Raw genomic sequence first — 23,338 nt, forward strand, 5'->3', positions numbered from 1 at the left:
CTTGTATGCTGCTGTGTTACGTGTCTTTGTCTGCCTGGAACAAGTCATCCACCGTGACGCCCAGCGTCCGGGCCAGATGAAAGGCCAGTTGGAGACTCGGATCGTACTTGTTGTTTTCAATGGCGTTAATGGTCTGTCTGGACACGCCGCACGCTTTGGCGAGATCTTCCTGAGACAGCCTGATTCGTTTGCGCAGCTCATGAATCCGATTTTCCATAGCAAACTCCAATGTCAAAATGTTTTTACATCCTGATTGTAATCAAGAAGCGTTTTGGATGTCAAATGTTTTTTACATTAAGCCAATAGGGCGGCATCCTGATGGTGCAGATTTCTCAGCTGGGAGCCCCTCCTTTTGCGATGCATAGAAAAACGGACCCTCTTACCCGAGAGTCCGTCGTATGTTGTTTATCGGGCACTGGAAGCCTGAGAAGAGGAAATGCCTGCGATTCGAGGTTTACCCGCGAAAACAGAAACGAGCCTGTACGGCACAGGCGCCGTCCGCGATCAGCCCCATCGTTAAGAAGTTTCACGAAGCATCGCACCGCTAAGCTTGAACCGCGCGAGAAAACGCGAGGGATGGGTGACCGCTCTCAAAACCGCGACTGGTACACGATGGTCCCTTCCCTCTCGCTTTCAGCCACCCGGCCTGCAATCGCAAGCCGCACCGTATGCGCGATCGTCTCCGCCATGGCGAAGCGGAGCTGATGCAGCGTAAGCCGGTCGCCGAACGTATCGCGGCAGAGCGCGTAAGCCGTCATCGGCTCGCGCAGCTTGTCCGCCATGAGCGCAAGCCGCTCCTCGTGATGGCGGATCAGCTCTTCCGCCCGCTCGCCGAAGGCAGCGAAGGGCGACCGGTGGCCCGGGTACGCCATCTTGACCGGCACCCGGCTGATCTCCCGCAGGCTGCCCATGTACGCGCCCAGCGGGTCTTCTTCGACGCCCGGCATGAAGCTCACGTTCGGCGAAATTTGCGGCAGCACATGATCGCCGCAGAACATCTCCCGCGTCTGCGCGTCGTAGAAGCACAGATGCCCGGCCGCGTGTCCGGGCGTCTCTATCGCTTCGTACGCCGCGCCGCCCAGACGCAGGCGGTCTCCCGCCCGCAGCGCGGTCAGCTGCGGCTGCGGGGAAACGTGCGGGACGAAGCTGTCCATATGCTTGGCCAGCTCCCCGCACAGCGCGGCGTCCATGCCGTGCCGCGCGAAAAGCCCGGTCAGCCTCTCCGTCATCGGCTGACCGGGACCCCACAGGAGCCGCACCTGACCGATGCCGGTTTCCGACAGGTAAACCGGCGCGCCCGTGCGCTCCTGGAACCAGCCCGCCATCCCGTAGTGGTCGGGATGGTGGTGGGTCAGTACGACCTGCGCGATGCGGTCGTACCCGAAGCCGAGCCCCGTCAGCGCTTCGTTCCACAGCGCCTCCGCGGCTTCCGTGCGCAGGCCCGGATCGATCACCGTCAGGCTCCCGTCCGGCTCCCGAAGCAGATAACTGTTGACCCATCGCAGGGGAAAAGGCAGAGGGACTTTGATTTGCCAAAGCCCCTCCCGTAAAGCGATGACCGTTGTTGAATGACTCATTGCAGGCTTTCTCCTTCCCTTCCTCCGACAAAAATCATCCGGGGAGAAGACTCCCGGTCGTAATCCTTTCCGTCATAGCTGCCGTAGATCCGGTCGACCCGCAAGCCCGCACCGTACAGCATATCGACAAAAGCCTCGCAGCTGTACAGGCACACCTGTTCCGAATAATGCCGCGGGCCGTCCTGTTCATCCGTGATGCAAATTTGTTTGCGGACATATCCGTTCTCGATGGAGCGTGTCTCTTCTATAAAAAGGCCGTTCTCCTCGCGGCTAGAATGGGGGACGAGGTTCTTTTTGACATAAGCGGGATTTAAATAATCAATAATAAATTTCCCGTCCGGCCGCAGAAGCCGCGCGATTTCCGACAACACCTGGCGGTTTTCTTCCTCTTGCTCGAAATATCCGAAAGAAGTGAACAAATTGACCACGGCGTGAAAAGGCTCCTCAATCGGAACCCGCCGCATATCTCCGTGCAGCCAGGTTACCCGGCCCTCCGGGTCCTGTCTCCGCGCTTCCTCAAGCAGGGTATCCGACAAGTCGATCCCCGTTACCGTATAGCCGAAATCGGCGAGCGCCAGCGAATGGCGGCCCATGCCGCAGCACAGGTCCAGCACCCGGGCGCCTTCGGGTAGATGAAGCCAGTTCATCATCCGTTTGACTTCGGCGTAAGCTCCTTCGAAATTGCGGTGTTTGTACACCAGCAGGTAGTCTTTTCCGAAGCTTTCCCGGTACCACGCGCTTTTTACTTTCATGCCGCATCCTCCCGATCTTTTTTAGTACGGATTATAAATAAGCGGCCGCTTCTCAATCGAACCAGCCTTTTCGCTTAAACCAGACATACATGGCAAACCCGATTCCGAACATAATCAAAAGAATAATAAAATAACCGTAGTGCCAGTGAAGTTCGGGCATGTTGTCAAAGTTCATTCCGTAAATTCCCGCGAGAAACGTCAGCGGCATAAAAATCGTCGTGATGACAGTCAGCGTTTTCATAATGGTATTCATCCGGTAAGAATTCAATGAAATGAAATTTTCCCGCATGTCCGCGGTCGTGTCCCGGATCGAGTCGATCATTTCCGCCAGCTTCAGCAGATGATCGTAAATGTCCGCGTAATAAACCTGCTGCTCGCGCACGTTGGGCAGCTTATCCGAATTGACGACCCGGTAAAGCAGGTCGCGCATGGGAATGATCGACCGCCGCAGATGCGCCAGCTTGGAGCGGATGTCGAACACGCCGCGCATAAGCGCGTGAATGGACGTGCCTTTCTGGTCGGAATCGAAATCGTTCATTTCGTCTTCCAGCATATGTATACAAGGAAAATATTCATCCACAAGCTTGTCCATAATGAGATAAGCGCCGAAGGACGAGCCTCTTTTCCAGTTGTCCGGTTCGGATTGAAGCTTCTGCCAGGCGTCGTTGATCTCTTTAAGCTCGGTGAAGTGAAAAGAAACGAGGAAGCGGGGCGTGACGAACAGATTGACCTCGTCGGCTTCCAGCGTCTGGGGATGAATGGCGTGCAGAACGAAAAAATGGACATCCTCATAGTGGTCCAGCTTCGGCCTCTGCAGCAGATGAAAGCAGTCTTCAACCGCAAGCGGATGAAAATGAAAATGGGTGTCGAGCAGCAAAGCTTCTTCGTGAGTCGGGTTGTTGAAGTCTACCCAGTACCAGTCGATAGAATCTCCGTCCAGCTCCTGCAAAGGCAGGTCCAGGACCAGTTCTCCGCTGCGGGTAACGGCGACCGTGCGAATCATAAAGGTCCTCATTTCGTCCGTAATCAGGGTGAAAGCATTGGGTATATCGTACCATGTTTTGCCTGGAAACAAAACGGTGCCTGGCGCGGAAGCGATTGGAGCCGGCCTCCTTGACTCCTTAGCGGTTCGGCCGGGACAGCCACTCCTTCGAAAACCGGAGCCATTCACGGGCGGCATAAGATAAGTAACCCTCTTTGCGCCAAATCATAACAAGATGCCACGGAATCCGCGGAGAAACCAGGGTGATCGTCGCCACTTTGTCCGGACTCAGCTTGCGGCAGATCGTTTCGGGCAGCAGGGCGACGCCCAGGCCCGCCTCCGCCATCCCGCTCAGAAAATCCCATTGGGAGCTTACGTAAATGATGTCGGGCTTGAAGCCCGCCTGAATGCAGGCTGCGGGGATGCTCTCGTGCAGGGTGAAGCCTTCGCGGAACAGAAGAAATTTCTCGCCGCTCAGCTCCGCTAGGCGGACGGTCTGTCTGCGGGCGAGCCGGTGCCCGTGATGCACGACAAGCCGGAGCTCTTCCTTGACGAAGGCGAACATCTCGAAGCGCTCCGCATCGACGGGAAGCACCGCGACGCCCAGATCGAGGCTCCCGCTCTCCACTTCGCGTTCGACCGTACGGGCCCCTTCCTCGATCAGCCGGATTCCGATCCCGGGATACAGCTTATGGAAGGCCGCGATCAGTTCCGGGAAGAAAGGCGCCCCGGTCATCGGCGGCAGGCCGATCCGGATCTGCCCCTTGCGCATGGAAGTGACATCCTCGAGATCGACGGAGAGATTTTCCAGGGAGCGGACAATCTGCTGCGCCTGGATCATGACGGCTTCGCCCGCATCCGTCAATACAATCTGACGGGCCGTGCGGTCAAACAGCTCGACACCGAGTTCCTCCTCCAGGATGCGGATCATTTTGCTGATGGTGGGCTGAGTGACGTGCAGAGCTTCCGCCGCTTTGGTAAAGCTTCTGCGCTTAGCCGTCTCCAGAAAATAGTGCAGATGCCGAACGTCCATGCCATCGTCTCCTTTGTGCGTCTGCATTGGTTCCCCTTCCATAGAGAAAAGGAATGAAAAGTATTCGATATATGTATTTTACCTATCCTTGTCCCCTACGTATACTCGAAATTATGGAAGGGGATTATCCCGATGAACAAACAACCCGCACCACCTTTAAGCGGTCCACATAAAAAACAACGTTTCGTTTGGCCGCCGGATCGGTTTGCCCCGGTTCACGTCCGGCGCGCGCTCGTCACCTGCGGCCAGATCGGCCTGCTGATCGCGTTCGCCTATCTGGGACGACTCGTATCCGAACGGCTGCATCTGCCCGTGCCGGGAAGCATCGTCGGCATTCTGATCGTCTTCGCCGCCCTCCATTTCGGCTGGGTCCGGCTGGAATGGATCGAGAAAGGCGCCGACTTTCTGCTGTCGAAGCTGCTGCTCTTCTTCGTCCCGCCCGCCGTCGGCATTTTGGAATATAAGGAAATGTTCTCGGTATCGGGGAGCCGGTACCTGCTCATTATTATTATCAGCACGTTCTTCGTTATGGCCAGCACGGGACTCGTGGCGGAGTTTCTGGGACGCGGACGCACTGGCAAAGACAAGAAGGAGGAAGCGTCCTTATGACAGGAACCGGACTTCTGTATCTGCTGATCACCATCGTCGTCTTCTGGGCGGCCAACCGGCTGTACCGGAAAACGGGCAAAGCCTACCTGTCCCCGCTCGTCGTCGCGCCGGTTCTGCTTATCGCGGGTCTCTTCTTCACCGGTACGCCGGCTGAAACCTACAACGCCGGCACGAAGCCGCTGACGGATCTGCTCCAGCCCGCCACCGTGGCTTTCGCGATCCCGCTGTACCGGCAATTCAAGCTGCTCCGCAAGCACGCCATAGTGCTGGTGGCGGGCGTGCTGTGCGGCTCCGTCGTCGCCGTGGTCACGTCGGTGCTGCCTGCGGGCTGGATTCACGCCAGCCCGCAGATGATCGAGAGCGTGGCGCCGCGCTCCATCACGACTCCCATTGCCATGGAGGTGTCGCGTTCGCTCGGCGGCATTCCTTCGATCACGGCCGTGTTCGTGGTCGTGACGGGCATCTGCGGCTCGGTGATCGGGCCGCTGGTCATCCGCTCGCTGCGCATCCGCAGCGGCATCTCGCGGGGCCTGCTGCTCGGCATGGGCGCCCACGGCGCCGGCACGAGCAAGGCCCACGAACTCGGCAGCGAGGAGGGGGCCATCGCCAGCGTGGCGATGATCCTGGCCGCGCTGTTCTCGCTGGGGCTGATCCAGCCGATCATGGCGCCGTTTCTGTGACGCTGGCGCGGTTACAGACCGCTTCTTTCGGGAGGCGGTCTGTTTTTGTTCCGGCGGCTGGCGGATGACCGGCAGCGGTGCTTTTCCCGCGGGCGGCGGATGCCGGATACCGACCGGAGCTCTTTCTGCACGTCAGGTTCGTTTGGCGAGCAGCCTCCCTGCCTGTGGAATAAAAATAACCTCTCTCATACGAGATGGATAACCACAAAGGAGCATATTGGTAAACAGTACAGCTACAGAGAGGGATACATGCTTTTCTTATAGACTTTGGCTAGGCGTTGTGTTTATGAGTACTTTAGAATTAATAATGGGAGATTACTTTATGACTGGCAGCGAGGATGTCCGTCCCGTTGCCCCAGGGAATTGTTCTTTTTTCACGCTAAAAAGCATGCAACTATCTGTCTTGAAAGACCCACCTAAAAAATTCCAGCACTTGTTAAACAGATCATTCGAGATTTCTTGAATTACTAAAACTTAATTTCCTGTTATTACCACACCAAACAGCCAACCGCCTTTTGAATTTAGTCGGCGACTGGCTATTTAAACTGACGAGATATTTTGGTCCCTATACCATATAGGGTTGGAGTCAATATGAGAGTTTTTTGCCAACCGACAAACATTTTTGATTACCCAACCTCTTTGCACGAATACGAATCCGACAAAAGCCAATTATTTAACTATCGAATAAAATCAATATCATTATTTTACCATCAAGTACATTCCAACTAACAATAAAAATACTCCAATCACCCTATAAACTTGTAGGGCTGAGGGATGTGGTTCACCCTTGTTAAATTTCCACCAATTAGATAATAGCCAAGTGACTGTAGGAAATAAGGCACCTATAATTCCAATAAACAAAAACAGAATACCTAAATACATGGAAACATCACCTTTTTTTGTATTTACATTTTAATACTTTTATTGTAACATAATACTATCAAAATATAGGAGGTATTTATATGAAAAAATATCCAATCGTGTTAACCTTATGCGCTTCATTATTTCTCGCCCCGTCTTTTTCATTTGCTTCTGCTGACAAAGTAACTAAACATGCTGTGGTATATGACAAAACAAGTTTAGATGAGAAAGGTTCAGTAATAATTACTAATGTACAAATAACGCCTGAGGAGGTTAGCTTCGAATTCGAATATTATGATGAAACTTTAAAAATTAAGGCAAAAAAAATTGGTGAGAATAAATTCTCAGGTAACCTAGAAATAAAAGGAGTAAACCACATAGTAAATATTTTCAAAAACAATGAATATCTTTCGCTGAATTTAAACAATGAACTTCATCCTTCATCTTCACCTACTAACCTAGGCCTCTTAGTTAATTTAAACGAGGAAAGTTCAAAACCCTCAATAGTTGCTCAGTCGGATCCTCTAAGTAATGCTCTGTATGAATTAAAAAAGAATGAAAGTGTAAAAAAAGCGATCCAAGAAAATAAAACTGTAACAACGCCAACTCTAAGCAAAATCAATACCAACTTAGCTTCAACTTACTCACAACATGTTTTAGCGACATCTACTTCTATTCCTTTTGTACTGTCTGCTGGTACAGCTGAAGGTTGGGTTTATTACAATCAAAAAATTCCTTATACTATTCCAATAGAAAGAACCGTAAATCAAATCCAATACTCTGTAGCATACAACTGGCCATCAGATGGGGTAGCACTATGGTATGATACTCAAACTAAGCTTTGGTCAAGTGGAGCGTTCTCTTCGGGAGGACTTAAAACCGTTAATACTTCTTACACTGCATTAGCAGGTACATCAACACTGCTGGCTCAAATTACTGTGTCAGCCCTTGCAAATAATATTCCTGTCATGTACAGTGTTTACGATAAAGAATATCTATAAATTCTAAATTCATTCCACTGCTAGAGAAATGAAACCTATTTCCATTGATCCCGCTTATAAAATATATTTTAGTTAAAACTTTTATAATGGAACGTTCTAAAATCAATAATTTATCATAAACCATCAACAAACCGAGACTGACCCGATAGCGTGAGACAAATCAAAACACCTTCAAGGAAATGAACCCATGTCGTAAGATATGGAGACAATCTTGGAGGTGTTTTGCGTTGGCAAATCGAGTAAGCTATCCCTTGGAAATAAAGACAAAAGCCATCGAAATGAAACTGGCAGGAGTTCCGGTAATTGAGTTCATGAACAGTTAGGCATACGGAATAGGTCCCAACTGAAGACATGGATGAAGTGGTATCGAAAAGGGGGAGCTACATCGTCTGGAGCAGCCTGTCGGTAAGCAATACATCAATGGAAAAGGCCTGAACATGCTTCGGAGCTCTAAAAGGTAAAAGCGGAAAACTTCTTTCTGAAGCAGCAAGTAGAGTGGCTAAAAAAGTACAAGGAAATGGAAAGGAGCTGAAACCCAAGGTCGTCCTAGCCTGGATCCAACTTATTCGAGAAGAAGTAACGGTAACGGAGGCTTGTGCGTGGCTCGGAATCGCAGGAGCTACCTACTACGGCTGGAAAGCAGCCGCGGAAGAATGTACCGATCCAACGGCAGAATAAAATCCGGGAACTTTGCATCCGTCATAAATTCCGGTATGGGTACCGAAAAATTACGGCACTCCTTCGAGCTCAGCAGCGCATGAACCAAAAGCGAGTTCAGCGCCAGCGGATTATGCAGCGCGAAGGACTACAATGCCGTGTGAGGATGAAAAAACGAAAGATCACCGGACAACCTGCACCTTCCGCTAAAAACGTGCTGAAGCGTCAACTTCATTCCGAGGCACCTTTACGAAAGCTGGTAACAGACACCACCTATTTACCGTTTGAAAGCAAAATGCTGTACCTCTCGAGTATTCTGGACCTGTATAATGGGCAAGTTGTGGCTTACAGTATAGCAAACAAGCAAGACACGTCCCTGGTTTTGCACACGCCGAATCAACTTTCGAAACGGACTCATCTGTTGATGCACAGCGATCAGGCCAGCGCATATACGTCCGAGGCTTACCATCGTGCAGTAAAAGGAAAAGGCATTAACATGAGCATGTCCCGTAAGAGTACGCCCGCTGATAATGCCCCATCGAATCGTTTCATTCCACACTAAAGTCTGAAACGTTCCACCTCGAGGACTCACCACCTGCACAACGACGGCATTCGTTGAACAGACCGTTCGAGACTACTTCCAGTACTGTAACTAATTCGCATTCAAACGAAACTTAATAACCAGTCGCCGGTGTATTTCAATCGACTTGCTTAAATTTGCAAGGTGTTTTGATCCCTGTCTCAAATACGGGGGTCAGTCTCTAACCACTGTTGATGTTTTTTATTTACCTATAATTATTTGTACCGTCTTTGTCATTTTCTGAAACGATCATATATTAAAAAATCATTGCTGCTTTAAACCGTTAAGCATGAAGTCTAATTTTTGTTGCTAGCAAAAGCAGTCTTTTGTTATTTCAATTTATTTTTATGATTTACGCCCCCTCCCGGAGACGTTTTGTTTTCCGCCTATAAAACTAGTGATTAACTAAATAATGTCCTGTCCGCTCATTTGCCGCTCAAAGTAAAGTAATACTCATGCAGATCCAGCCAATCCCGCAAATCCTCGAAGCCTTCCGCATCCAGCGTTCCGGGTTCGTAGGGATTCTCCGCGGCCTTCTTCGCGATATACACGTACCGGTCGTTCTCGCCGAGAACTTCTGCGCCGGCTGTCGTTTTCTTCACCTCGGGCCAGTCCTCTTTCTTGTACACTTCGATACGGGCTACCACGTCGTGCAGACGGTGCAAATCCTCATCCTGAACCATATAATGGATCAGTGTCAGCGACTGGGCCCGCTTGTCCAAACGCCCTTCCTCGATGGACGTTTTCACGTTTTCCTCCGGTATGACGCTCACCATCATGTTCTCCAGCCACCGCGGAAACCGGAATCCGTATCCGTATTTCTCAAGCAGGGCCTCGTCCTCCTCGGAAAATTCCACGTAAGGTTTGTCTTTCAGAAGGACTTTATTGTTGCTGCCGTCCCAAGCGACACTCAAATCAAGCCGCTGCGCAAGATCCCGGAGAGGCAGATACGTATTGCCTTCATACGTGATGGGGACCAGATCGTTCCCCTGCTCATCTTTCAGCGTAAATGCAGAGCCGTTCAAATCCACCTGCAAATCCGGGTTTAAAAAAGCTTTGATTTCCTTCAGATTGCTCGTCGCGTAAGCGCCGGCCGTAATGCCGACCAGCAGCGCCGCCGTCATGCCTGCCGCCATCCATCTTTTCCGCATGGCTCGAATCTCCCTCCCTAATGCCCTCCAGAACAGTTTACAACAGGGACGATCGGGATTTGTTACAAACGATTATCAAAATCGGTATAAGGGATCGCGGGTAGTAAAACAACCTCTGTTCCCGCCTATTTTTCCCCCGCCATCGCACCATTAATAAGCGCCCTTCATACACTAAGTTGACTGTATCCCTTACCCTTGTAATTATTCCAAAACCCGAGCAAGGAGGGATGACAACTTGAAGGGCAGCGACCATAAAAACAAATTCTTACTCACAAATCGTGAACGCGAAGTCTTCGAATTACTCGTACAGGACAAAACGACGAAGGATATCGCACAGCAGCTTTTTATCAGTGAGAAGACCGTGCGTAACCATATCTCGAATGTCATGCAAAAGTTGAATGTAAAAGGTCGTTCACAGGCGGTAGTCGAGCTAATCAAGCTCGGGGAGCTAAAAATCTGACGCAGCCACCCTTGCCAGGGCACAGAAAACCTTCCGGTCATCCTTTGGGGATAACGGAAGGTCTTTTCTTGTTTTTGGGGGTGTTTTTTTGTACAACGCTATTATTGAAATCTTTAAAGACGGATGGATAAATAAAAAAGCCGCCCAGATTGGACGACTTTGGTTTGATATATTCGGTTGGCCGTGCTTTGAGCTGCGTTTAAACGCTTGCGGCCGTAGCCGTCCGCTGCAAATTCGCTTCGCTGTTTGCTTTTAAGAGCATACGCACTTTGTTACAAGAGAGGAAGAACAAGGCCATTATAACGAGCTGCTGAAAACCGTGTCAAAGTGACCGGATGACAAATTCCCTATCTTTAATCCGTCATCCTCCATTAACCTTTAAATTGCTTACTCTTTTTATCTTTCGAAATATATTTGCTTATCTTTTCAACAATCGCAGGAACACCGAAACAGATAACGGCGATAATCACGAAAAAAGAAATGCTAAAGGTATTTTCAACAAAAGAGGAGGCTATTGTTATAAGAATTGCGATTACCATTGCGGTTATTACGTCTTTCACGATCACAAAACCTCCTTGCGTATCGAATCAATCAGCCCATCCTCCGTTATTTATTTCTTATTTGTGCTTTCACTTTAATGGTCTTTTATTTTCTTTTTGTTTTTCGAAATTAAATCCATCCCAGCCACAAAAATCAGTATAAAGATAGAATGGATGAAAGGTTTAAAAAAATTGGAATCGTCATAAATAAAGTAAGCTACTATAAAGTTAAGTATGAAAGTAATAAAATAGGTCAAAAGTTAATCAACTCCCATTCACAGAACCCAGGGTCCTCATCTTAGCAACTAAAGCTTCCGCCTCTTTTTGCAGTTCCTCGACCGTGATCTTCCCTATTAATATTCGGGTTTTCATCATGTTTGTACTTGGGCAAATTTCCATATTGATCACGAGCCCCTTGGAGTTGATTCCATTTTTCTCCGTTATGGCTGTACACATAGGTTACGTCGGGTTCATCCTTGAATTTAACGTAAACAGGGTACGCAGGAAGTTTACTATGCTTCCCCTTGATACTTAAAATTTCCTCATCGGCATATTTCCTGGACTCAATGAGGTAATTTCTTAGCTCTTTTTCATAGTTATGGATGTTCATTCGAATGTCTATAAAATACCAAGCCGGCAGAATTGCTATTACTCCCAGAAAATAATAAAGTCTTCTATTTTTCACGATAGCTCCCCCCTCTTTTTACAATAATCATAGGAAGATTCCAAAGGATACGGCGTTCGGGATATGGTTTCGCATGATCTTCTCCCTGATAAAAGCGGACGGCTATGGATAAAAAAGGCGGGAACAGCAGTTTGCAAGCGGCTGCTTAAAACGATCATAGCGTCTCTTTTTCGGTATGTTTGTGAAGAATCAGGTTCCCCCGAACATCCCTGGTGGGAGGAAATTGAATGTACTTATCGTCCCTGTATAAGTAAAGATACGTTACATCAGGTTCGTCCGCGAATTTTACATAGATCGGATATTTCGGCGTCTTGCTGATTTTTGCCTCAATGCTGAGGATTTCCTTCTCTTCGTAGTGCTTCGTTTCGGTTAAATAAGCCAGAACTCCTCTTTCGAGTTTATATAGGGTATACCGGGAATAAACAAAGGGGGAGAGCGCAAGAAGCAGGAAAACGGTCCCGATGATCACAGAGGATTTTTTGATTCGGACAGAAGGCATGAATTCCGCCGCTCCTTTTTCACCAAATAGGGCCGAGGCCAGGTCAAGATAATTTCATGCTAACGTCACAACTAGTCAATGTCAAATATTGGATACCCCCTTTTAATCCTCCTTCTACTTACTGTCTATGTAAAAATCCAACCAAAAAAAGCCCCCCGGTCCATAACCGGGGAGCTTCACCCAACCGCTCATGCAGTTGGCGTTACGCCTGCAAAAACTCAATGATCAGACCCGCCGTCTCCTCGATGGCTTTGTCCGTCACGTCAATGACCGGGCAGCGGAGACGCTTCGCAATGCTGCTGGCATGCTCCAGTTCCTCGTTGATCCGGTTCATGGTGGCATACTGGGAGCCGAACGGCAGACCCAGCGTCTTCAGCCGCTCGATCCGGATCTTGAAGAGCTTCTCCGCGTTCATGGTGAGGGCCACGATGCGGCTGCCGGGGAACTCGAACAGCTCCTTCGGAAGCTTCACTTCGGGCACGAGCGGAAAGTTCGCGACTTTGTAGCCCTTATGCGCCAGGAAAATGCTCAGCGGCGTCTTCGAGGTGCGGGACACGCCGATCAGCACGATGTCGGCTTTCATCATCGAGGTGGTATCGCGCCCGTCGTCGCATTTGACGGCGAATTCAATAGCCTCGACCCGCCGGAAATAGGCGTCGTCGAGCTCATGCATGAGGCCGGGCTTACGGCTCGGCGCCCCGTCGAACGTGTCGATGTACGCCTGCATCATGGGCCCCATGATGTCGATGGCGCGGACGCCCAGGCGGATCGCCTCTTCTTTCATCATTTCCCGCAGTTCAGGCTGGACGAGCGTGTAAGCGACGAAGCCGCCTTCACGGTGCACTTCCTCCATAATCTCGCGGATTTCATCTTCATGCTTAATGTGTCCGATGCGCCGCATCTTGACATTGTGGCCGTTAAACTGGCGGATTGTGGCGCGTACGACCGTCTCCGCCGTCTCTCCGACAGAATCGGAGCAGATTGTGATCGTTTGCTGCGCCTCATGTGCATCCTGAACCATCCGGTATGTGTTCCCCTTCCTTACCACTTCCTGGCTGCGTCGAGCAGCACTTTGGTCATTGTTGTTTTGGAGATGCGCCCTACCACTTCCAGAGACGGCGTATCGCTGCCGTTCTCATGGGGCACGACCACAGGCAGCATATCGACTTGGTTCTCCGCCATTTTACGGGCGGCTTCGATGACGTCGTCATCGGGAGTCACCGTAACGAGCTGCGGCTTGCGCGTCATAACCAGCGAAACCGGCATGGAGGCGGCCGCAGGGTTGCCCAGTGTCACTTTCAGCAGGTCTTTCGGCGAAATGACGCCGAGCAGCATGCCTTCTTCATCCGCTACGACCAGACCGCCCACGTTATCTACAAAAAGGGCGACGACGGCGTCGCCCACGGTAGCGGTTTTGCGTACGATGACAGGCATGGACTGCACCTGTTTGACTTTCAGTTTCAGCCCAACCGCCTGTTCTTCGCGAAACGACTGGTTCGGAAAATAACCGACTTTCGGCTTCGCGTTGATATGGCCGAGCATCACCAATAGAGACAGATCCGAGCGGATGGTAGGACGGCTTACGCCAAGCTGTTCGGCAATCTGCTCCCCGGTTATGGGCGCTTGCTTATGAATGAATTCCAGAATTTCCATCTGGCGCTGAGACAGCTGTATGACTCTCACTCCTCACGGGCGGATTCCCGCAGGTGAATCGGGTATATCTCCATGATATATAAAATGCGGTCAGGATACAATCTTTTGCTGCCCGGCGGCCGCTTCTTCCGCGGCGATCTCGATTTCGGCCTGCGCGGCCGCTATGCGCGCGAGCGGCACGCGGTAAGGGGAGCAGGACACATAATCGAGCCCGGTTTCCCGGCAGAACCGGATCGATTTCGGATCGCCGCCATGCTCGCCGCAGACGCCGGTTTTGAGCTTCGGCTTCGCGGCGCGCGCGCGGGTAACGGCCAGTTCGATCAGTTGGCCGACACCGTCGCGGTCCAGCACCTGGAACGGATTGTCCGGCAGCAGCTTGCTGTCGACATAATGCGTGAGGAACTTGCCCTCCGCGTCGTCGCGGCTGTATCCGAACGTCATCTGCGTCAGATCGTTCGTGCCGAACGAGAAGAAGTCGGCATGCTGCACGATCTGCGGCGCGGTCAGCGCGGCCCGCGGCACCTCGATCATCGTGCCGACGCGGTAGTTGACCTGGGCGCGCAGGCCGCCGAGCATGCGGTCCGCGACCTCGTCCACCAGTCCGCGCATAATGCGCAGCTCGTTGGCGTGTCCCACGAGCGGGATCATAATTTCCGGCGAGACATCCACGCCGTCTTTCAGACAGGCCAGGGCCGCCCCGAAAATCGCTTCGACCTGCATGCTGTAAATTTCGGGGAACAGAATGCCCAGCCGGCAGCCCCGCTGTCCCAGCATCGGGTTCACTTCGTGCAGGCCGCGTACTTTGCGGATCAGGAACTCCAGCTTCTGCAGCTCGGCATCCGGACCGGAAGCGCCTGCCCGTGCGGCGGTAAGCTGCGCATGGCGGGCCACAAGCTCCTCCAGGTTCGGGAGAAACTCGTGCAGAGGAGGGTCCAGCAGCCGGATCGTCACGGGCAGGCCGGCCATCGCGCGGAAGATGGCGTCGAAATCGCCCTGCTGCACCGGCAGCAGCTTCTCCAGCGCGGCTCCGCGGGCCGCATCCGAATCGGCCAGAATCATCTCCTGGACGATCGGCAGCCGCTGCGGCGACAGGAACATGTGCTCCGTGCGGCACAGGCCGACGCCTTCCGCTCCGAAGCCGCGCGCTTTCGCCGCGTCTTCGGGATTGTCCGCGTTGGCGTACACCTTCATCTGCCGCACGTCGTCCGCCCACTCCAGCATAAGCTGAAGCTCGGCGGACATATCCGCTTCCTTGAGCGGCACTTCGCCGATCATGACGCGCCCGGTGGCGCCGTCGATCGTGAGCCAGTCGCCTTCGCGGATCGCCAGCCCGCCGATGGCGGCCTGTTTCTCCTCGCTGTCGATGGCCAGCAGCTCGCAGCCGCAGACGCACGGCTTGCCCATGCCGCGCGCCACGACCGCCGCATGGCTCGTCATGCCGCCGCGGGACGTCAGCACGCCTCGCGCAGCGAGCACGCCGTGGATATCTTCCGGCGTCGTTTCCGTGCGGACGAGAATGACGGCTTTGCCCGCACGGGCCCAGGCGTCGGCTTCGTCCGCCGTGAAGACGGCCTGTCCGCAGGCCGCCCCCGGCGATGCCGGAAGGCCTGTCGCCAGCGCGGCCGGAGCTTCGCTTTCATCCAGGCTCGGATGAAGGAGCTGGTCCAAATGCGAAGGCTCTACGCGGAGCAGCGCCTCTTCCTTCGTCAGGATGCCCGCCTGGACGAGCTCTACGGCGATTCTCATGGCCGCTTGAGCCGTTCTTTTGCCGTTGCGCGTCTGGAGCATATACAGAGTTCCGTTTTCAACGGTGAATTCGATATCCTGCATATCCCGGTAGTGCCGCTCCAACAGCTCCGCCATCCCCACAAGCTTTTCGTAAACGGCAGGCATGTCCCCCGCCAGCTTGGCGATCGGTTGCGGCGTACGTACGCCCGCGACGACATCTTCCCCCTGCGCATTCGTCAGGTACTCGCCGAACAGAACTCTCTCTCCCGTGCTCGGATTGCGTGTAAACACAACGCCCGTACCGCTTTCTTCGTTAAGATTGCCGAATACCATCGCCTGGATGTTGACGGCGGTTCCCTGTTCGTCCGGGATTCCGTTCAACCGGCGGTAAATTTGTGCGCGCTGGTTGTTCCAGGAACGGAAAACCGCTTCGACGGCCAGCCGGAGCTGCTCGTAAACGTCCTGCGGAAACGGAACGCCCGCTCTTTTCAGAATAAGCGCTTTATATGTGCCGATCAGTTCCTGCCAGTCTTCCGCCCGGATATCCTGGTCCGCTTCCGTGCCTGCGGCCTGTTTCAGCGCGTGGAGTTTTTTCTCGAACCAGGCTCCTTCGATTCCGAAAACGACGCTGCCGAACATCTGAATCAGGCGGCGGTAGCAGTCATAGGCGAAACGCGGGTTTTTCGTGGCGGCGGCTAAGCCTTCCACTGTGTCGTCATTGAGTCCAAGGTTTAAAATCGTATCCATCATGCCCGGCATGGACGTGACCGAACCGGAACGGACTGAGACGAGGAGCGGCGAAGCCGCGTCCCCGAAATGCTGTCCTTTGCGCTGTTCAAGCTCCGCCATCGCTTCGCGCACTTCCGCGAACAAACCGTCCGGCAGCCGGCTTTCTATATAGTAAGCTCTGCAAGCTTCGGTAGTCAGAGTGAACCCCGGGGGAACGGCAAGCCCCGCCCGGGTCATTTCGGCCAAATTGGCGCCCTTGCCGCCAAGAAGCCCCGCTAGTGTTTGATTTCCCTCATAAAAGTGCATCAGCCATTGCTTGCTCATTGTGTCCCACTCCCTCTTCGTCTACGGCTGCCCGGCAGGCGCCATCTTTACATTGCGTGTAATACAAAGTCACTTTCTCCGTATCCAATTCCCCTACGATTTCATTGCACCATTTGCAGAGCAGAGTTCCCAGCATGACGTCCGATTTCGCCTTGCTCATTGTTTTCATCGCTCCTCTGTGATTGGTTGTTGGTTCTTAATGAAGATATATGACGTCATAAACCCCTTCATGATGAAATCCCTTTCATTCTTTTAAAAAAGAGGAACGTCCGTCCCATCATGAGTATAAAATGCAGCATTTGGGCTGCATATTTCAAAATAATCCTCAAACAAGGATTGATTTCACTTATTTTATATCATATATTATTATTTAGTACAACACATTAATTTATATATGAGTCATATTAAACGTGTGGAGGGAAAATAGAAGATGCAGAGAGAATTGTCCTTGGAAATTGTACGTGTGACGGAAGCCGCCGCTCTTGCGGCCGCCCGCTGGATGGGTCGCGGGGATAAGAACGAGGCGGACGGCGCCGCAACCGCCGCAATGAGGGAATCCTTCCGTTCCGTTTCCATGAAAGGAACCGTCGTGATCGGCGAAGGCGAGATGGACGAGGCGCCCATGCTCTATATCGGAGAGAGCGTAGGCAGCGGGGACGGACCGGAAGTCGACATTGCCGTCGACCCCGTTGAAGGCACGGAGCTCGTGTCCAAGGCGCTCAACAATGCCCTCGCCGTTATCGCGGCCGCAGACAAAGGCAAGCTCCTGCATGCGCCCGACATGTATATGGAAAAGCTGGCCGTCGGACCCGCGCTCTGCGGAAAGCTGAGCTTGGACGAGCCGCTGGAGAAGACGCTGCGGTCGGCGGCCCGCCTGCTCGACAAGAACATCGCCGATCTGACGGTCTCGATCCTCGACCGCGAACGCCATGCGGAGCACATCGCCGTGCTGCGCCGGGTCGGCGTCCGGCTCAAGCTGCTCAGCGACGGCGATGTGGCCGGAGCGATGGCGCCAGCGTTCCCGGAATCCGGCGTCGATCTCTACATCGGCTCCGGCGGTGCGCCGGAAGGCGTGCTGGCCGCGGCCGCGCTGCACTGTCTGGGCGGCGAGCTGCAGGGCCGTCTCATGCCGTCCGGCGAAGAGGATGCGGCGCGCTGCCGCGCTATGGGCATCGACGATCCCGCGAAGCTGCTGCGCCTGCCGGATATGATCGGCGACGACGATGTCATCTTCGCCGCAACGGGCATCACGCCGGGCGATTTCCTGGGCGGCGTGCGCTTTCTGTCCGCCGAGCGGGCCGAAACGCACTCCATCGTCATGCGCGCGAAAACGCGGACGATCCGGTACGTCCGCTCGATTCACCATCTGCCGAGCAAGCCGGTGGCCGTGGCGGTGTTAGGTTAGGGTTAAACGGGTTTCGGGGTTTCGGGGTTATAATCCTTATAAATTTGCTTTGCTGGCAGGTTTGCCTGTGGCAGCTTTCCCCCGGACGGAACGGCTCCCAGGCAAGGATACCCGGCAGCGGCGGTAGATGGGAAACAACGATACGGGAGCCTGACCTTCGCTCTCTCCAATACCCGGCGCCGAGTGCCCGTAACCATGCCTCTTCTTCTGGCGGACGTTCCTCTTCCTTGCACCAGTGAATAACAAAAAGGACGCGATCTAAATGATCCGCGTCCTTTTTGGGTTGTCCGGCCACTACAGCGAAATGATCGTTTCCTATTCCGTCTCAGGCAGAATTAATCCGCTTTTTATCCGGAATAGAGCCGCCAAGGCTTCCGCATAGCGGCCTTCCTTTTGTTGCCCCATGCAGCCCTTGTCCCCGCCTTGCCCGTAAACGCCGAACACCTCCCTGAAATCGGATACCGCGATTTCAGGGAGGTGTTCGGGATGCCGGGCATCGCCCTAAGTCCGGGACAGCGGAGGAGCTACACTCCCCTTCTGCCGGACTTGCGGAACTTTATGCCGCGGCCGTTTACTTCGACGGCTTAGCCGATACCTTATAGCCGGCTTTGACCGTGACGGAAGCTTTCGCTTCGGTCATGACGGCCGGATACATTTTATTCGGAGCGGGCTTGTGCAGCGTGTAGTAGGCTACGGCTTCCGAATCCGAAACGTAGTCAACCCGGTCAATGGTAATGGCGTATCCCGGGTTAGGCTGAAGGCCGCGGGAGAGGGTTACCTTGTTAAGCTCATCGCTCTGTTTCTCCACGATGACCTTAACGCCTTCTTCCTCGGAAGGAGCTGTCGCAGGCTCCTCCGCCTTGCTGTGCTTGGCAACGAATTCCATCGCGTTATAAGCCATTACAGCCGCTTCGGCGCGGGTAACGGGCTTCTTCGGATTGAATTTCGACGCATCGTCAAGCTTGGCGATTTTGGTCAGGAGCAGAACCTGAATCGCGTTCATGCTGCCTGGCGTCACTTCTGCCTGATCCGCAATGTTCACAAACATGTTCGCAACCGGATAAGGGCCTGATTTCTCCACCGCGGCATGAAGCCATTCGGCGAACTGCTCCCGTGTCAACGTCTGTTGGGGATCGATATCCCGGCCGATCGGAAGACTGTTCATAGCGGCAATGATGAACGATTCGGAATACCAGACGTCATCCTTGGCTTTCGTGAAGCTGTCGCTCGCTTTAGGCGCACGGATGAAACGGATTTTCCCCAGATTCAAATCAAGTGCTTTAACGATCAATTGTACGCCCTGAGCCGCCGTCATCGATGTATTCGGTGCGAACCGGTCGCCGTCCATACCTTCAACGATTCCTTTTGCCTGCAAAGATTGAATGGCCGCCTCATCCGGGCTGCCCTTCAAATCCGAAAACGCGAAAGCCGAGGAACCGAGCGAGAACACGAGCAACGAGGCCAACAGGACGATATTCGTCATTTTTTTCATAATGTTCACCTCCACTCCTTCTGACGAGCCGTTCATGCGATATGTTGCATCTCTTTTACCTATTTTAACCGATTCCATAAATTCCTTCTATAGATAAAAGAGCGGCTTTCGACAAAAAGAATGGAGGACATCCGGTTCTTAGCGGACTCCCTTTATAACGTCGCCCTGCTTGGGTGCGGCTCCCCCCTCGAAGCGGATGCGGACAGACTTCGACCCGGACAAATCCGCTCCGTCAGCAACGTGAAAATGAATGTGGGGTTCGCTCGTATTGCCCGAATTTCCGACACGGCCGAGAAGCTGTCCCCGTTCGATTTTTTCCCCGGGCTTTACCGTAATGGTGCCTTTCCGGAAATGGGCGAGAAAGCTGTGCTCTCCGTTTCCGTGATCGATGACCACGTGATTGCCGGCGGGATTTTTCTCGTCGGTTTTCCCGATTTCGTTATCCGGCCTGCCGTTCTCCACCGCTTTCACGATTCCGGGAGCCGGGGCCGTCACTTCCTGATTGTACGCGTAATAGCTCTCCAGCTTGCCCGGATCTCCCGCATAGCTCGATGTTCCCTTGATTTGCACGAGGTCGTAGGCGTACCGCTGGGATTCATGCTCGTAATGATAATTCAGAAGCACGTTCGTTCCGCCCCAGAACACCGTCCACTCCCCCGAGAAAGGCAGGGAAAACTCCGTCCGGCTGAATGCTTCGTCCGAAGCCGGATACGTCTTGAGGGGCACGAATTGAAGCCCCTGTATGATCCTCTTGCCGTCAATAGCGGCCGTCAGCCCTTTTTGCCCCGACTCGTCCGTCCATACGTAACGATCTCCATCCCCGAGGGGTAATTTGCTTTGCAGCTTATACTCGCGGACATCTTTATTGAAATCCCCGGCCAGTTCGCTCAACTGCTCCGGGCTCACTTCTTTCTTGAATTCAGGGCTGAAGCGGCTGTAAATTTCTTTGATTTTCCCCTGCAAAAACAGGGCCCCCAGGTTCCCCGGCTCAAACTTCTCCTCTTGCTCCGTATCCGGCGAAGCTGCCGGGGGCGCGGGCGAAACGGCAGAAGACGGCTCCGTCCCGCCGCAACCGGTAAGTCCCGGAAGCAGCAGCAGTACGGCGGCCATCCCCCAGATCGTCGTTCTTAGTTTCATATCTCCCTCTCCTCTACGATTTCTATAAGATCCCGGAGCCTCTGTCTCATCATCTGTCTGCTCCGGCACGTTTAGCGTATCATGCGGACATTACCGCAGCCGAAACGCCGCATTACCTGAAGCTTATTTTCAAAGCCTTTCTTTTTCCTTTTCGTTAAGGTTCCGTTAAGGTGCTGTTTCAGACGGGTTCACCCGATCGTGATATGATGAGTAAAAGGATGAAATAAAGGAGCGGTTTCCTATGAAAGAACCCCGGCTGCTGATCGTCGACGACGAACCGGCTCTCTTGCATATGCTGGAGAAAGTTCTTGCCAAAGAAGGTTTTACACGGATCGATACCGTCTCGACCGCCGAAGAGGCCCTGGAGGCCAGCAAGCGGCAGACTTATGATCTGATTGTTCTGGATGTCATGCTCCCCGGCAAAAGCGGTTTCGATATTTGCCCGCTGCTGCGCGCCGAAACGGATGCGCCGATTCTTTTTCTGACCGCCAGGGGCTCGGATCTCGATAAACTCACCGGTTTTGCTCTGGGGGGAGACGATTATGTGACAAAACCGTTTAACCCACTGGAAGTGGCGGCACGCATCAAAGCCCGCTTGAGACGAAATGCTCGAATCGTGCCGGAAGCAGGAGGTTCAAGTTCTGCCGCCCAAGCGGCGGATGAAGCTCCCGAACACTACGACTATGAGCGCTTCCAGATACACGTGCAGGCCGGGGAACTCCGGGTGCAGGGTCAAAGCACGGCGTGCCCGGCGCTCGTTTTTCAGCTGCTTGTTTTTCTGTGTCGCCATCCGAACCGGATTTTCAGCAAGCAGCAGCTGTATGAGCAGGTATGGGGAACGGACAGCTGCGGGGACGACAATACCGTGATGGTGCATATTCACCGCATACGCGAAAGAATCGAGGAAAATCCCGGCGATCCCCGCTTTCTCGTGACCGTGCGCGGACTCGGCTACAAGCTTGTACGTCCGGCGGCCCCGCAGGAGGTACGCGTACCGTGACGGTCCGAAAACGGCTGATTCTCCGTTTTGTCATCCAGCTTGTGACGGTGAGCGGCTTTATTCTGCTGCTGATCGGCGGAGCCGTCGCCTATATGTTCACCGGCATGGCGAAGCTCGAAATGAACCGCGATTTCAGCAAAGCCGGCATGTCCATGCTCGTTCAAACGGTCCGTACGGAGAACGGGAAGCTGATCTTCGACGAAGCCCTGCTGGACAAAGCGCTCCGGTCCGGCGGCTGGCTGCAGGCGGTGGACGAAACCGGGGCGGTTATCCGCTCCTACGGGACGCCCGCCGATGTTCCGGCCCAGTACGAGCCCGGGCAATTTATCGATTACTGGACGGGAAACAAGCCGTTCCCCTATTCCCTTTTTCTCTGGATCGAAGAAAAAGACGGCCGGACCTACACGCTGCTCTACGGAAAGCGCAGCGCCGAAAACGTTCTGCTGGACGAGATTTTCGCCGCAGGACCGCCCGGGGACAAGCAGCCGGAGATACCCGCCTCCATCCGGGAGCAGCTGGACCGGTCCGGCGCCGTTCTCCAGCTTCTCGACCGCAGCGGCAGGGAGCTCGCTTCGTACAACCGGCCGGATTCGATCCCCGCGGCCTATACGCTGCAGGATCTGGCGCTCCGCCGCCAATACAGCGAGCGTTACGGGTACGCCTCCGCTTCGCGCAGCCTGGAGGACGGCCGCACTTGGATCGTCCATGCCCCCGCGCGCAGCACGGAGCAGAACGTCTTCCCGGCTACGGAAGCGCAGGTCGTGCTCACGGCGTTCGTCGCCCTCGCCGCCGGAATGCTTGTGCTGCTCGTCGGAGCGGCGTTCTGGTACGGTCACCGTTTCGGCACGCCGCTCGTGCATATCCTCGCGTGGCTGCACCGGCTCAGCCGGGGTGAATACACGGAGCCGGGCGGCGCGGAGGGGAGATCGGGCAGCCGGCGCAGGGACGGGCGCCTGAAGCGGCGCTACCGCCTTTACGGCGATGTGATGCAGTCGATGCAGCATCTGTCCGGCGCTTTGAGTTCCGGCGAGGAAGCCCGCGGGCGTCTGGAGCGGACGCGGGACGAATGGATCTCCGGCATCTCGCACGATTTGAAAACACCGCTCGCTTCCATTAAAGGGTACGCCCATATGCTAGAAGCGCCCCACTACACGTGGACGGAACGGGAAATCCGGGAGTTTGCCGCCATCATCAAAGACAAGGCGGACTTTATGGATGAGCTGATCGGCGATCTTAGTCTGACGTTCCGTCTCAGCAACGACGAGCGGCCCCAGGCCGCGGAGCAAACCGAACTCAACGAATTCGTGCGCCGCTGTATTCTGGGGGTTGTGAACGATGCCGAGTTCGCCCACGCCAATGTGTCGTTCGAGCCGGAAAACGAAGCGCTTGTCCGTTCCGTTGACCGGCAGGCGCTCCGCCGCATCCTCGACAACCTCGTTGCCAATGCCGTACGCCATAATCCTCCGTCCACGCAGATTCGGGTATTTCTTCGGAAAGCGCCGGAGGGGGCCGCTTCCTCGCCAGGCGGTTTCGTCCTCCGCGTGGAAGATAACGGTATCGGCATGGACAAGCAGACCCTCGATAAGCTGTTTGACCGCTATTACCGCGGGACGAACACGGAAGGCACCACCCGCGGGACCGGCCTCGGCATGGCGATAGCCAGGCAGCTGGCTTTGCGGCTGGGCGGCTCCATTGCGGCGGAAAGCGAGCCGGGACGGGGGACGGCCGTAACCGTGACGCTGTAGAAGCGGCAGCCGCGGCTGAGACACGCGAAGCGTTAGTACGCGGGTGGGCTGCGCGGGGC

The 23,338-nt window shown here is 54.0% G+C and carries 23 protein-coding genes and 1 pseudogene; 8 read left to right on the forward strand and 16 right to left on the reverse strand.

Annotated features, from left to right (window positions below):
• Positions 1–16: 16 nt before the first annotated feature.
• The 5 genes from AC58P5_RS08855 to AC58P5_RS08875 all read right to left on the reverse strand — a co-directional run bounded on the left by AC58P5_RS08855 (position 17) and on the right by AC58P5_RS08875 (position 4,344).
• Positions 17–217: a helix-turn-helix transcriptional regulator gene (locus tag AC58P5_RS08855; protein ID WP_009672314.1), complete on the reverse strand. Its 201-nt coding sequence runs from the start codon at positions 215–217 to the stop codon at positions 17–19.
• A gap of 373 nt (positions 218–590) precedes the next feature.
• Positions 591–1,577, reverse strand: a complete 987-nt coding sequence (locus AC58P5_RS08860) for an MBL fold metallo-hydrolase (RefSeq protein ID WP_497385780.1) — start codon at positions 1,575–1,577, stop codon at positions 591–593.
• Positions 1,574–2,329, reverse strand: a complete 756-nt coding sequence (locus tag AC58P5_RS08865; protein WP_497385781.1) for a class I SAM-dependent methyltransferase — start codon at positions 2,327–2,329, stop codon at positions 1,574–1,576. Before AC58P5_RS08865 ends, AC58P5_RS08860 begins: the two co-directional genes overlap by 4 nt.
• Before the next feature lie 52 nt (positions 2,330–2,381).
• Positions 2,382–3,332, reverse strand: a complete 951-nt coding sequence (gene corA, locus AC58P5_RS08870) for a magnesium/cobalt transporter CorA (protein ID WP_497385782.1) — start codon at positions 3,330–3,332, stop codon at positions 2,382–2,384.
• A 118-nt stretch (positions 3,333–3,450) separates the two neighbouring features.
• Positions 3,451–4,344 (reverse strand): LysR family transcriptional regulator, encoded by an 894-nt coding sequence (locus tag AC58P5_RS08875; protein ID WP_497385783.1) that lies wholly within the window; start codon positions 4,342–4,344, stop codon positions 3,451–3,453.
• A 132-nt stretch (positions 4,345–4,476) separates the two neighbouring features.
• Here AC58P5_RS08875 and AC58P5_RS08880 point away from each other — a divergent pair, with 132 nt between their 5' ends.
• Both AC58P5_RS08880 and AC58P5_RS08885 read left to right on the forward strand, forming a co-directional pair.
• A complete protein-coding gene (locus AC58P5_RS08880) occupies positions 4,477–4,953 on the forward strand; it encodes a CidA/LrgA family protein (RefSeq protein ID WP_497385784.1) in 477 nt (158 codons plus the stop codon).
• On the forward strand, positions 4,950–5,633 hold the full coding sequence (locus tag AC58P5_RS08885; RefSeq protein ID WP_497385785.1) for an LrgB family protein: 684 nt from the start codon (positions 4,950–4,952) through the stop codon (positions 5,631–5,633). Before AC58P5_RS08880 ends, AC58P5_RS08885 begins: the two co-directional genes overlap by 4 nt.
• Positions 5,634–6,332: 699 nt before the next feature.
• Here the strand turns inward: AC58P5_RS08885 and AC58P5_RS08890 are convergent.
• Positions 6,333–6,515 carry a DUF6199 family natural product biosynthesis protein gene (locus AC58P5_RS08890; protein WP_497385786.1) on the reverse strand — a complete coding sequence of 61 codons (183 nt, stop codon included), beginning with the start codon at positions 6,513–6,515 and terminating at the stop codon, positions 6,333–6,335.
• Positions 6,516–6,595: 80 nt separating this feature from the next.
• Here AC58P5_RS08890 and AC58P5_RS08895 point away from each other — a divergent pair, with 80 nt between their 5' ends.
• Complete coding sequence (locus AC58P5_RS08895; protein ID WP_497385787.1) at positions 6,596–7,495, forward strand: hypothetical protein; 900 nt, start codon at positions 6,596–6,598, stop codon at positions 7,493–7,495.
• 227 nt (positions 7,496–7,722) lie between these two features.
• A pseudogene (locus tag AC58P5_RS08900) lies at positions 7,723–8,867 on the forward strand (IS3 family transposase).
• 290 nt (positions 8,868–9,157) lie between these two features.
• Here AC58P5_RS08900 and AC58P5_RS08905 read toward each other — a convergent pair.
• Positions 9,158–9,883 carry a stalk domain-containing protein gene (locus AC58P5_RS08905; RefSeq protein ID WP_497385788.1) on the reverse strand — a complete coding sequence of 242 codons (726 nt, stop codon included), beginning with the start codon at positions 9,881–9,883 and terminating at the stop codon, positions 9,158–9,160.
• 235 nt (positions 9,884–10,118) lie between these two features.
• On the opposite strand from AC58P5_RS08905, the gene AC58P5_RS08910 reads away from it, so the two are divergent.
• Entirely contained in the window at positions 10,119–10,343 is a 225-nt protein-coding gene (locus AC58P5_RS08910; protein ID WP_009672290.1) for a helix-turn-helix domain-containing protein, read from the forward strand.
• Positions 10,344–10,714: 371 nt separating this feature from the next.
• Here the strand turns inward: AC58P5_RS08910 and AC58P5_RS08915 are convergent, their stop codons facing one another.
• From AC58P5_RS08915 to AC58P5_RS08945, 7 genes are all read right to left on the reverse strand, one after another.
• A complete protein-coding gene (locus tag AC58P5_RS08915) occupies positions 10,715–10,903 on the reverse strand; it encodes a hypothetical protein (protein WP_497385789.1) in 189 nt (62 codons plus the stop codon).
• Between the two features lie 277 nt (positions 10,904–11,180).
• A complete protein-coding gene (locus AC58P5_RS08920; protein WP_497385790.1) occupies positions 11,181–11,567 on the reverse strand; it encodes a DUF3139 domain-containing protein in 387 nt (128 codons plus the stop codon).
• Positions 11,568–11,721: 154 nt separating this feature from the next.
• Complete coding sequence (locus AC58P5_RS08925) at positions 11,722–12,066, reverse strand: DUF3139 domain-containing protein (RefSeq protein WP_497385791.1); 345 nt, start codon at positions 12,064–12,066, stop codon at positions 11,722–11,724.
• Positions 12,067–12,268: 202 nt separating this feature from the next.
• Positions 12,269–13,087 carry a pyruvate, water dikinase regulatory protein gene (locus AC58P5_RS08930; protein WP_009675440.1) on the reverse strand — a complete coding sequence of 273 codons (819 nt, stop codon included), beginning with the start codon at positions 13,085–13,087 and terminating at the stop codon, positions 12,269–12,271.
• A 20-nt stretch (positions 13,088–13,107) separates the two neighbouring features.
• Positions 13,108–13,719: a helix-turn-helix transcriptional regulator gene (locus AC58P5_RS08935; RefSeq protein WP_497386052.1), complete on the reverse strand. Its 612-nt coding sequence runs from the start codon at positions 13,717–13,719 to the stop codon at positions 13,108–13,110.
• Positions 13,720–13,809: 90 nt separating this feature from the next.
• Positions 13,810–16,500: a pyruvate, phosphate dikinase gene (gene ppdK, locus AC58P5_RS08940; protein WP_497385792.1), complete on the reverse strand. Its 2,691-nt coding sequence runs from the start codon at positions 16,498–16,500 to the stop codon at positions 13,810–13,812.
• Positions 16,469–16,660, reverse strand: coding sequence for a GapA-binding peptide SR1P (locus tag AC58P5_RS08945; RefSeq protein ID WP_497385793.1), 192 nt, complete (start codon positions 16,658–16,660; stop codon positions 16,469–16,471). Before AC58P5_RS08945 ends, ppdK begins: the two co-directional genes overlap by 32 nt.
• Before the next feature lie 270 nt (positions 16,661–16,930).
• Between AC58P5_RS08945 and glpX the strand changes: the two genes are divergently transcribed.
• Positions 16,931–17,905, forward strand: coding sequence for a class II fructose-bisphosphatase (gene glpX, locus AC58P5_RS08950; RefSeq protein ID WP_497385794.1), 975 nt, complete (start codon positions 16,931–16,933; stop codon positions 17,903–17,905).
• A 571-nt stretch (positions 17,906–18,476) separates the two neighbouring features.
• Here glpX and AC58P5_RS08955 read toward each other — a convergent pair.
• Together AC58P5_RS08955 and AC58P5_RS08960 are read right to left on the reverse strand one after the other, a co-directional pair.
• The gene (locus AC58P5_RS08955) at positions 18,477–19,397 is read right to left on the reverse strand and encodes an S-layer homology domain-containing protein (protein ID WP_497385795.1); all 921 of its coding nucleotides are present in this window, start codon (positions 19,395–19,397) and stop codon (positions 18,477–18,479) included.
• 138 nt (positions 19,398–19,535) lie between these two features.
• Entirely contained in the window at positions 19,536–20,534 is a 999-nt protein-coding gene (locus tag AC58P5_RS08960) for a M23 family metallopeptidase (protein ID WP_497385796.1), read from the reverse strand.
• A 241-nt stretch (positions 20,535–20,775) separates the two neighbouring features.
• Here AC58P5_RS08960 and AC58P5_RS08965 point away from each other — a divergent pair, with 241 nt between their 5' ends.
• Positions 20,776–21,534 (forward strand): response regulator transcription factor, encoded by a 759-nt coding sequence (locus AC58P5_RS08965; RefSeq protein WP_497385797.1) that lies wholly within the window; start codon positions 20,776–20,778, stop codon positions 21,532–21,534.
• Positions 21,531–23,279 carry a sensor histidine kinase gene (locus AC58P5_RS08970; RefSeq protein ID WP_497385798.1) on the forward strand — a complete coding sequence of 583 codons (1,749 nt, stop codon included), beginning with the start codon at positions 21,531–21,533 and terminating at the stop codon, positions 23,277–23,279. Before AC58P5_RS08965 ends, AC58P5_RS08970 begins: the two co-directional genes overlap by 4 nt.
• The last annotated feature ends 59 nt before the right edge of the window (positions 23,280–23,338 follow it).

It is taken from the genome of Paenibacillus sp. JT31N7, assembly GCF_059692095.1.

Bases quoted from the DNA above. Each gene is read 5' to 3' on its own strand.
- AC58P5_RS08855 (WP_009672314.1), bottom strand. From the start codon at position 217: ATGGAAAATCGGATTCATGAGCTGCGCAAACGAATCAGGCTGTCTCAG.
- AC58P5_RS08860 (WP_497385780.1), bottom strand. From the start codon at position 1,577: ATGAGTCATTCAACAACGGTCATCGCTTTACGGGAGGGGCTTTGGCAA.
- AC58P5_RS08865 (WP_497385781.1), bottom strand. From the start codon at position 2,329: ATGAAAGTAAAAAGCGCGTGGTACCGGGAAAGCTTCGGAAAAGACTAC.
- corA (WP_497385782.1), bottom strand. From the start codon at position 3,332: ATGATTCGCACGGTCGCCGTTACCCGCAGCGGAGAACTGGTCCTGGAC.
- AC58P5_RS08875 (WP_497385783.1), bottom strand. From the start codon at position 4,344: ATGGACGTTCGGCATCTGCACTATTTTCTGGAGACGGCTAAGCGCAGA.
- AC58P5_RS08880 (WP_497385784.1), top strand. From the start codon at position 4,477: ATGAACAAACAACCCGCACCACCTTTAAGCGGTCCACATAAAAAACAA.
- AC58P5_RS08885 (WP_497385785.1), top strand. From the start codon at position 4,950: ATGACAGGAACCGGACTTCTGTATCTGCTGATCACCATCGTCGTCTTC.
- AC58P5_RS08890 (WP_497385786.1), bottom strand. From the start codon at position 6,515: ATGTATTTAGGTATTCTGTTTTTGTTTATTGGAATTATAGGTGCCTTA.
- AC58P5_RS08895 (WP_497385787.1), top strand. From the start codon at position 6,596: ATGAAAAAATATCCAATCGTGTTAACCTTATGCGCTTCATTATTTCTC.
- AC58P5_RS08905 (WP_497385788.1), bottom strand. From the start codon at position 9,883: ATGCGGAAAAGATGGATGGCGGCAGGCATGACGGCGGCGCTGCTGGTC.
- AC58P5_RS08925 (WP_497385791.1), bottom strand. From the start codon at position 12,066: ATGCCTTCTGTCCGAATCAAAAAATCCTCTGTGATCATCGGGACCGTT.
- AC58P5_RS08930 (WP_009675440.1), bottom strand. From the start codon at position 13,087: ATGGTTCAGGATGCACATGAGGCGCAGCAAACGATCACAATCTGCTCC.
- AC58P5_RS08935 (WP_497386052.1), bottom strand. From the start codon at position 13,719: ATGGAAATTCTGGAATTCATTCATAAGCAAGCGCCCATAACCGGGGAG.
- ppdK (WP_497385792.1), bottom strand. From the start codon at position 16,500: ATGAGCAAGCAATGGCTGATGCACTTTTATGAGGGAAATCAAACACTA.
- AC58P5_RS08945 (WP_497385793.1), bottom strand. From the start codon at position 16,660: ATGAGCAAGGCGAAATCGGACGTCATGCTGGGAACTCTGCTCTGCAAA.
- glpX (WP_497385794.1), top strand. From the start codon at position 16,931: ATGCAGAGAGAATTGTCCTTGGAAATTGTACGTGTGACGGAAGCCGCC.
- AC58P5_RS08955 (WP_497385795.1), bottom strand. From the start codon at position 19,397: ATGAAAAAAATGACGAATATCGTCCTGTTGGCCTCGTTGCTCGTGTTC.
- AC58P5_RS08960 (WP_497385796.1), bottom strand. From the start codon at position 20,534: ATGAAACTAAGAACGACGATCTGGGGGATGGCCGCCGTACTGCTGCTG.
- AC58P5_RS08965 (WP_497385797.1), top strand. From the start codon at position 20,776: ATGAAAGAACCCCGGCTGCTGATCGTCGACGACGAACCGGCTCTCTTG.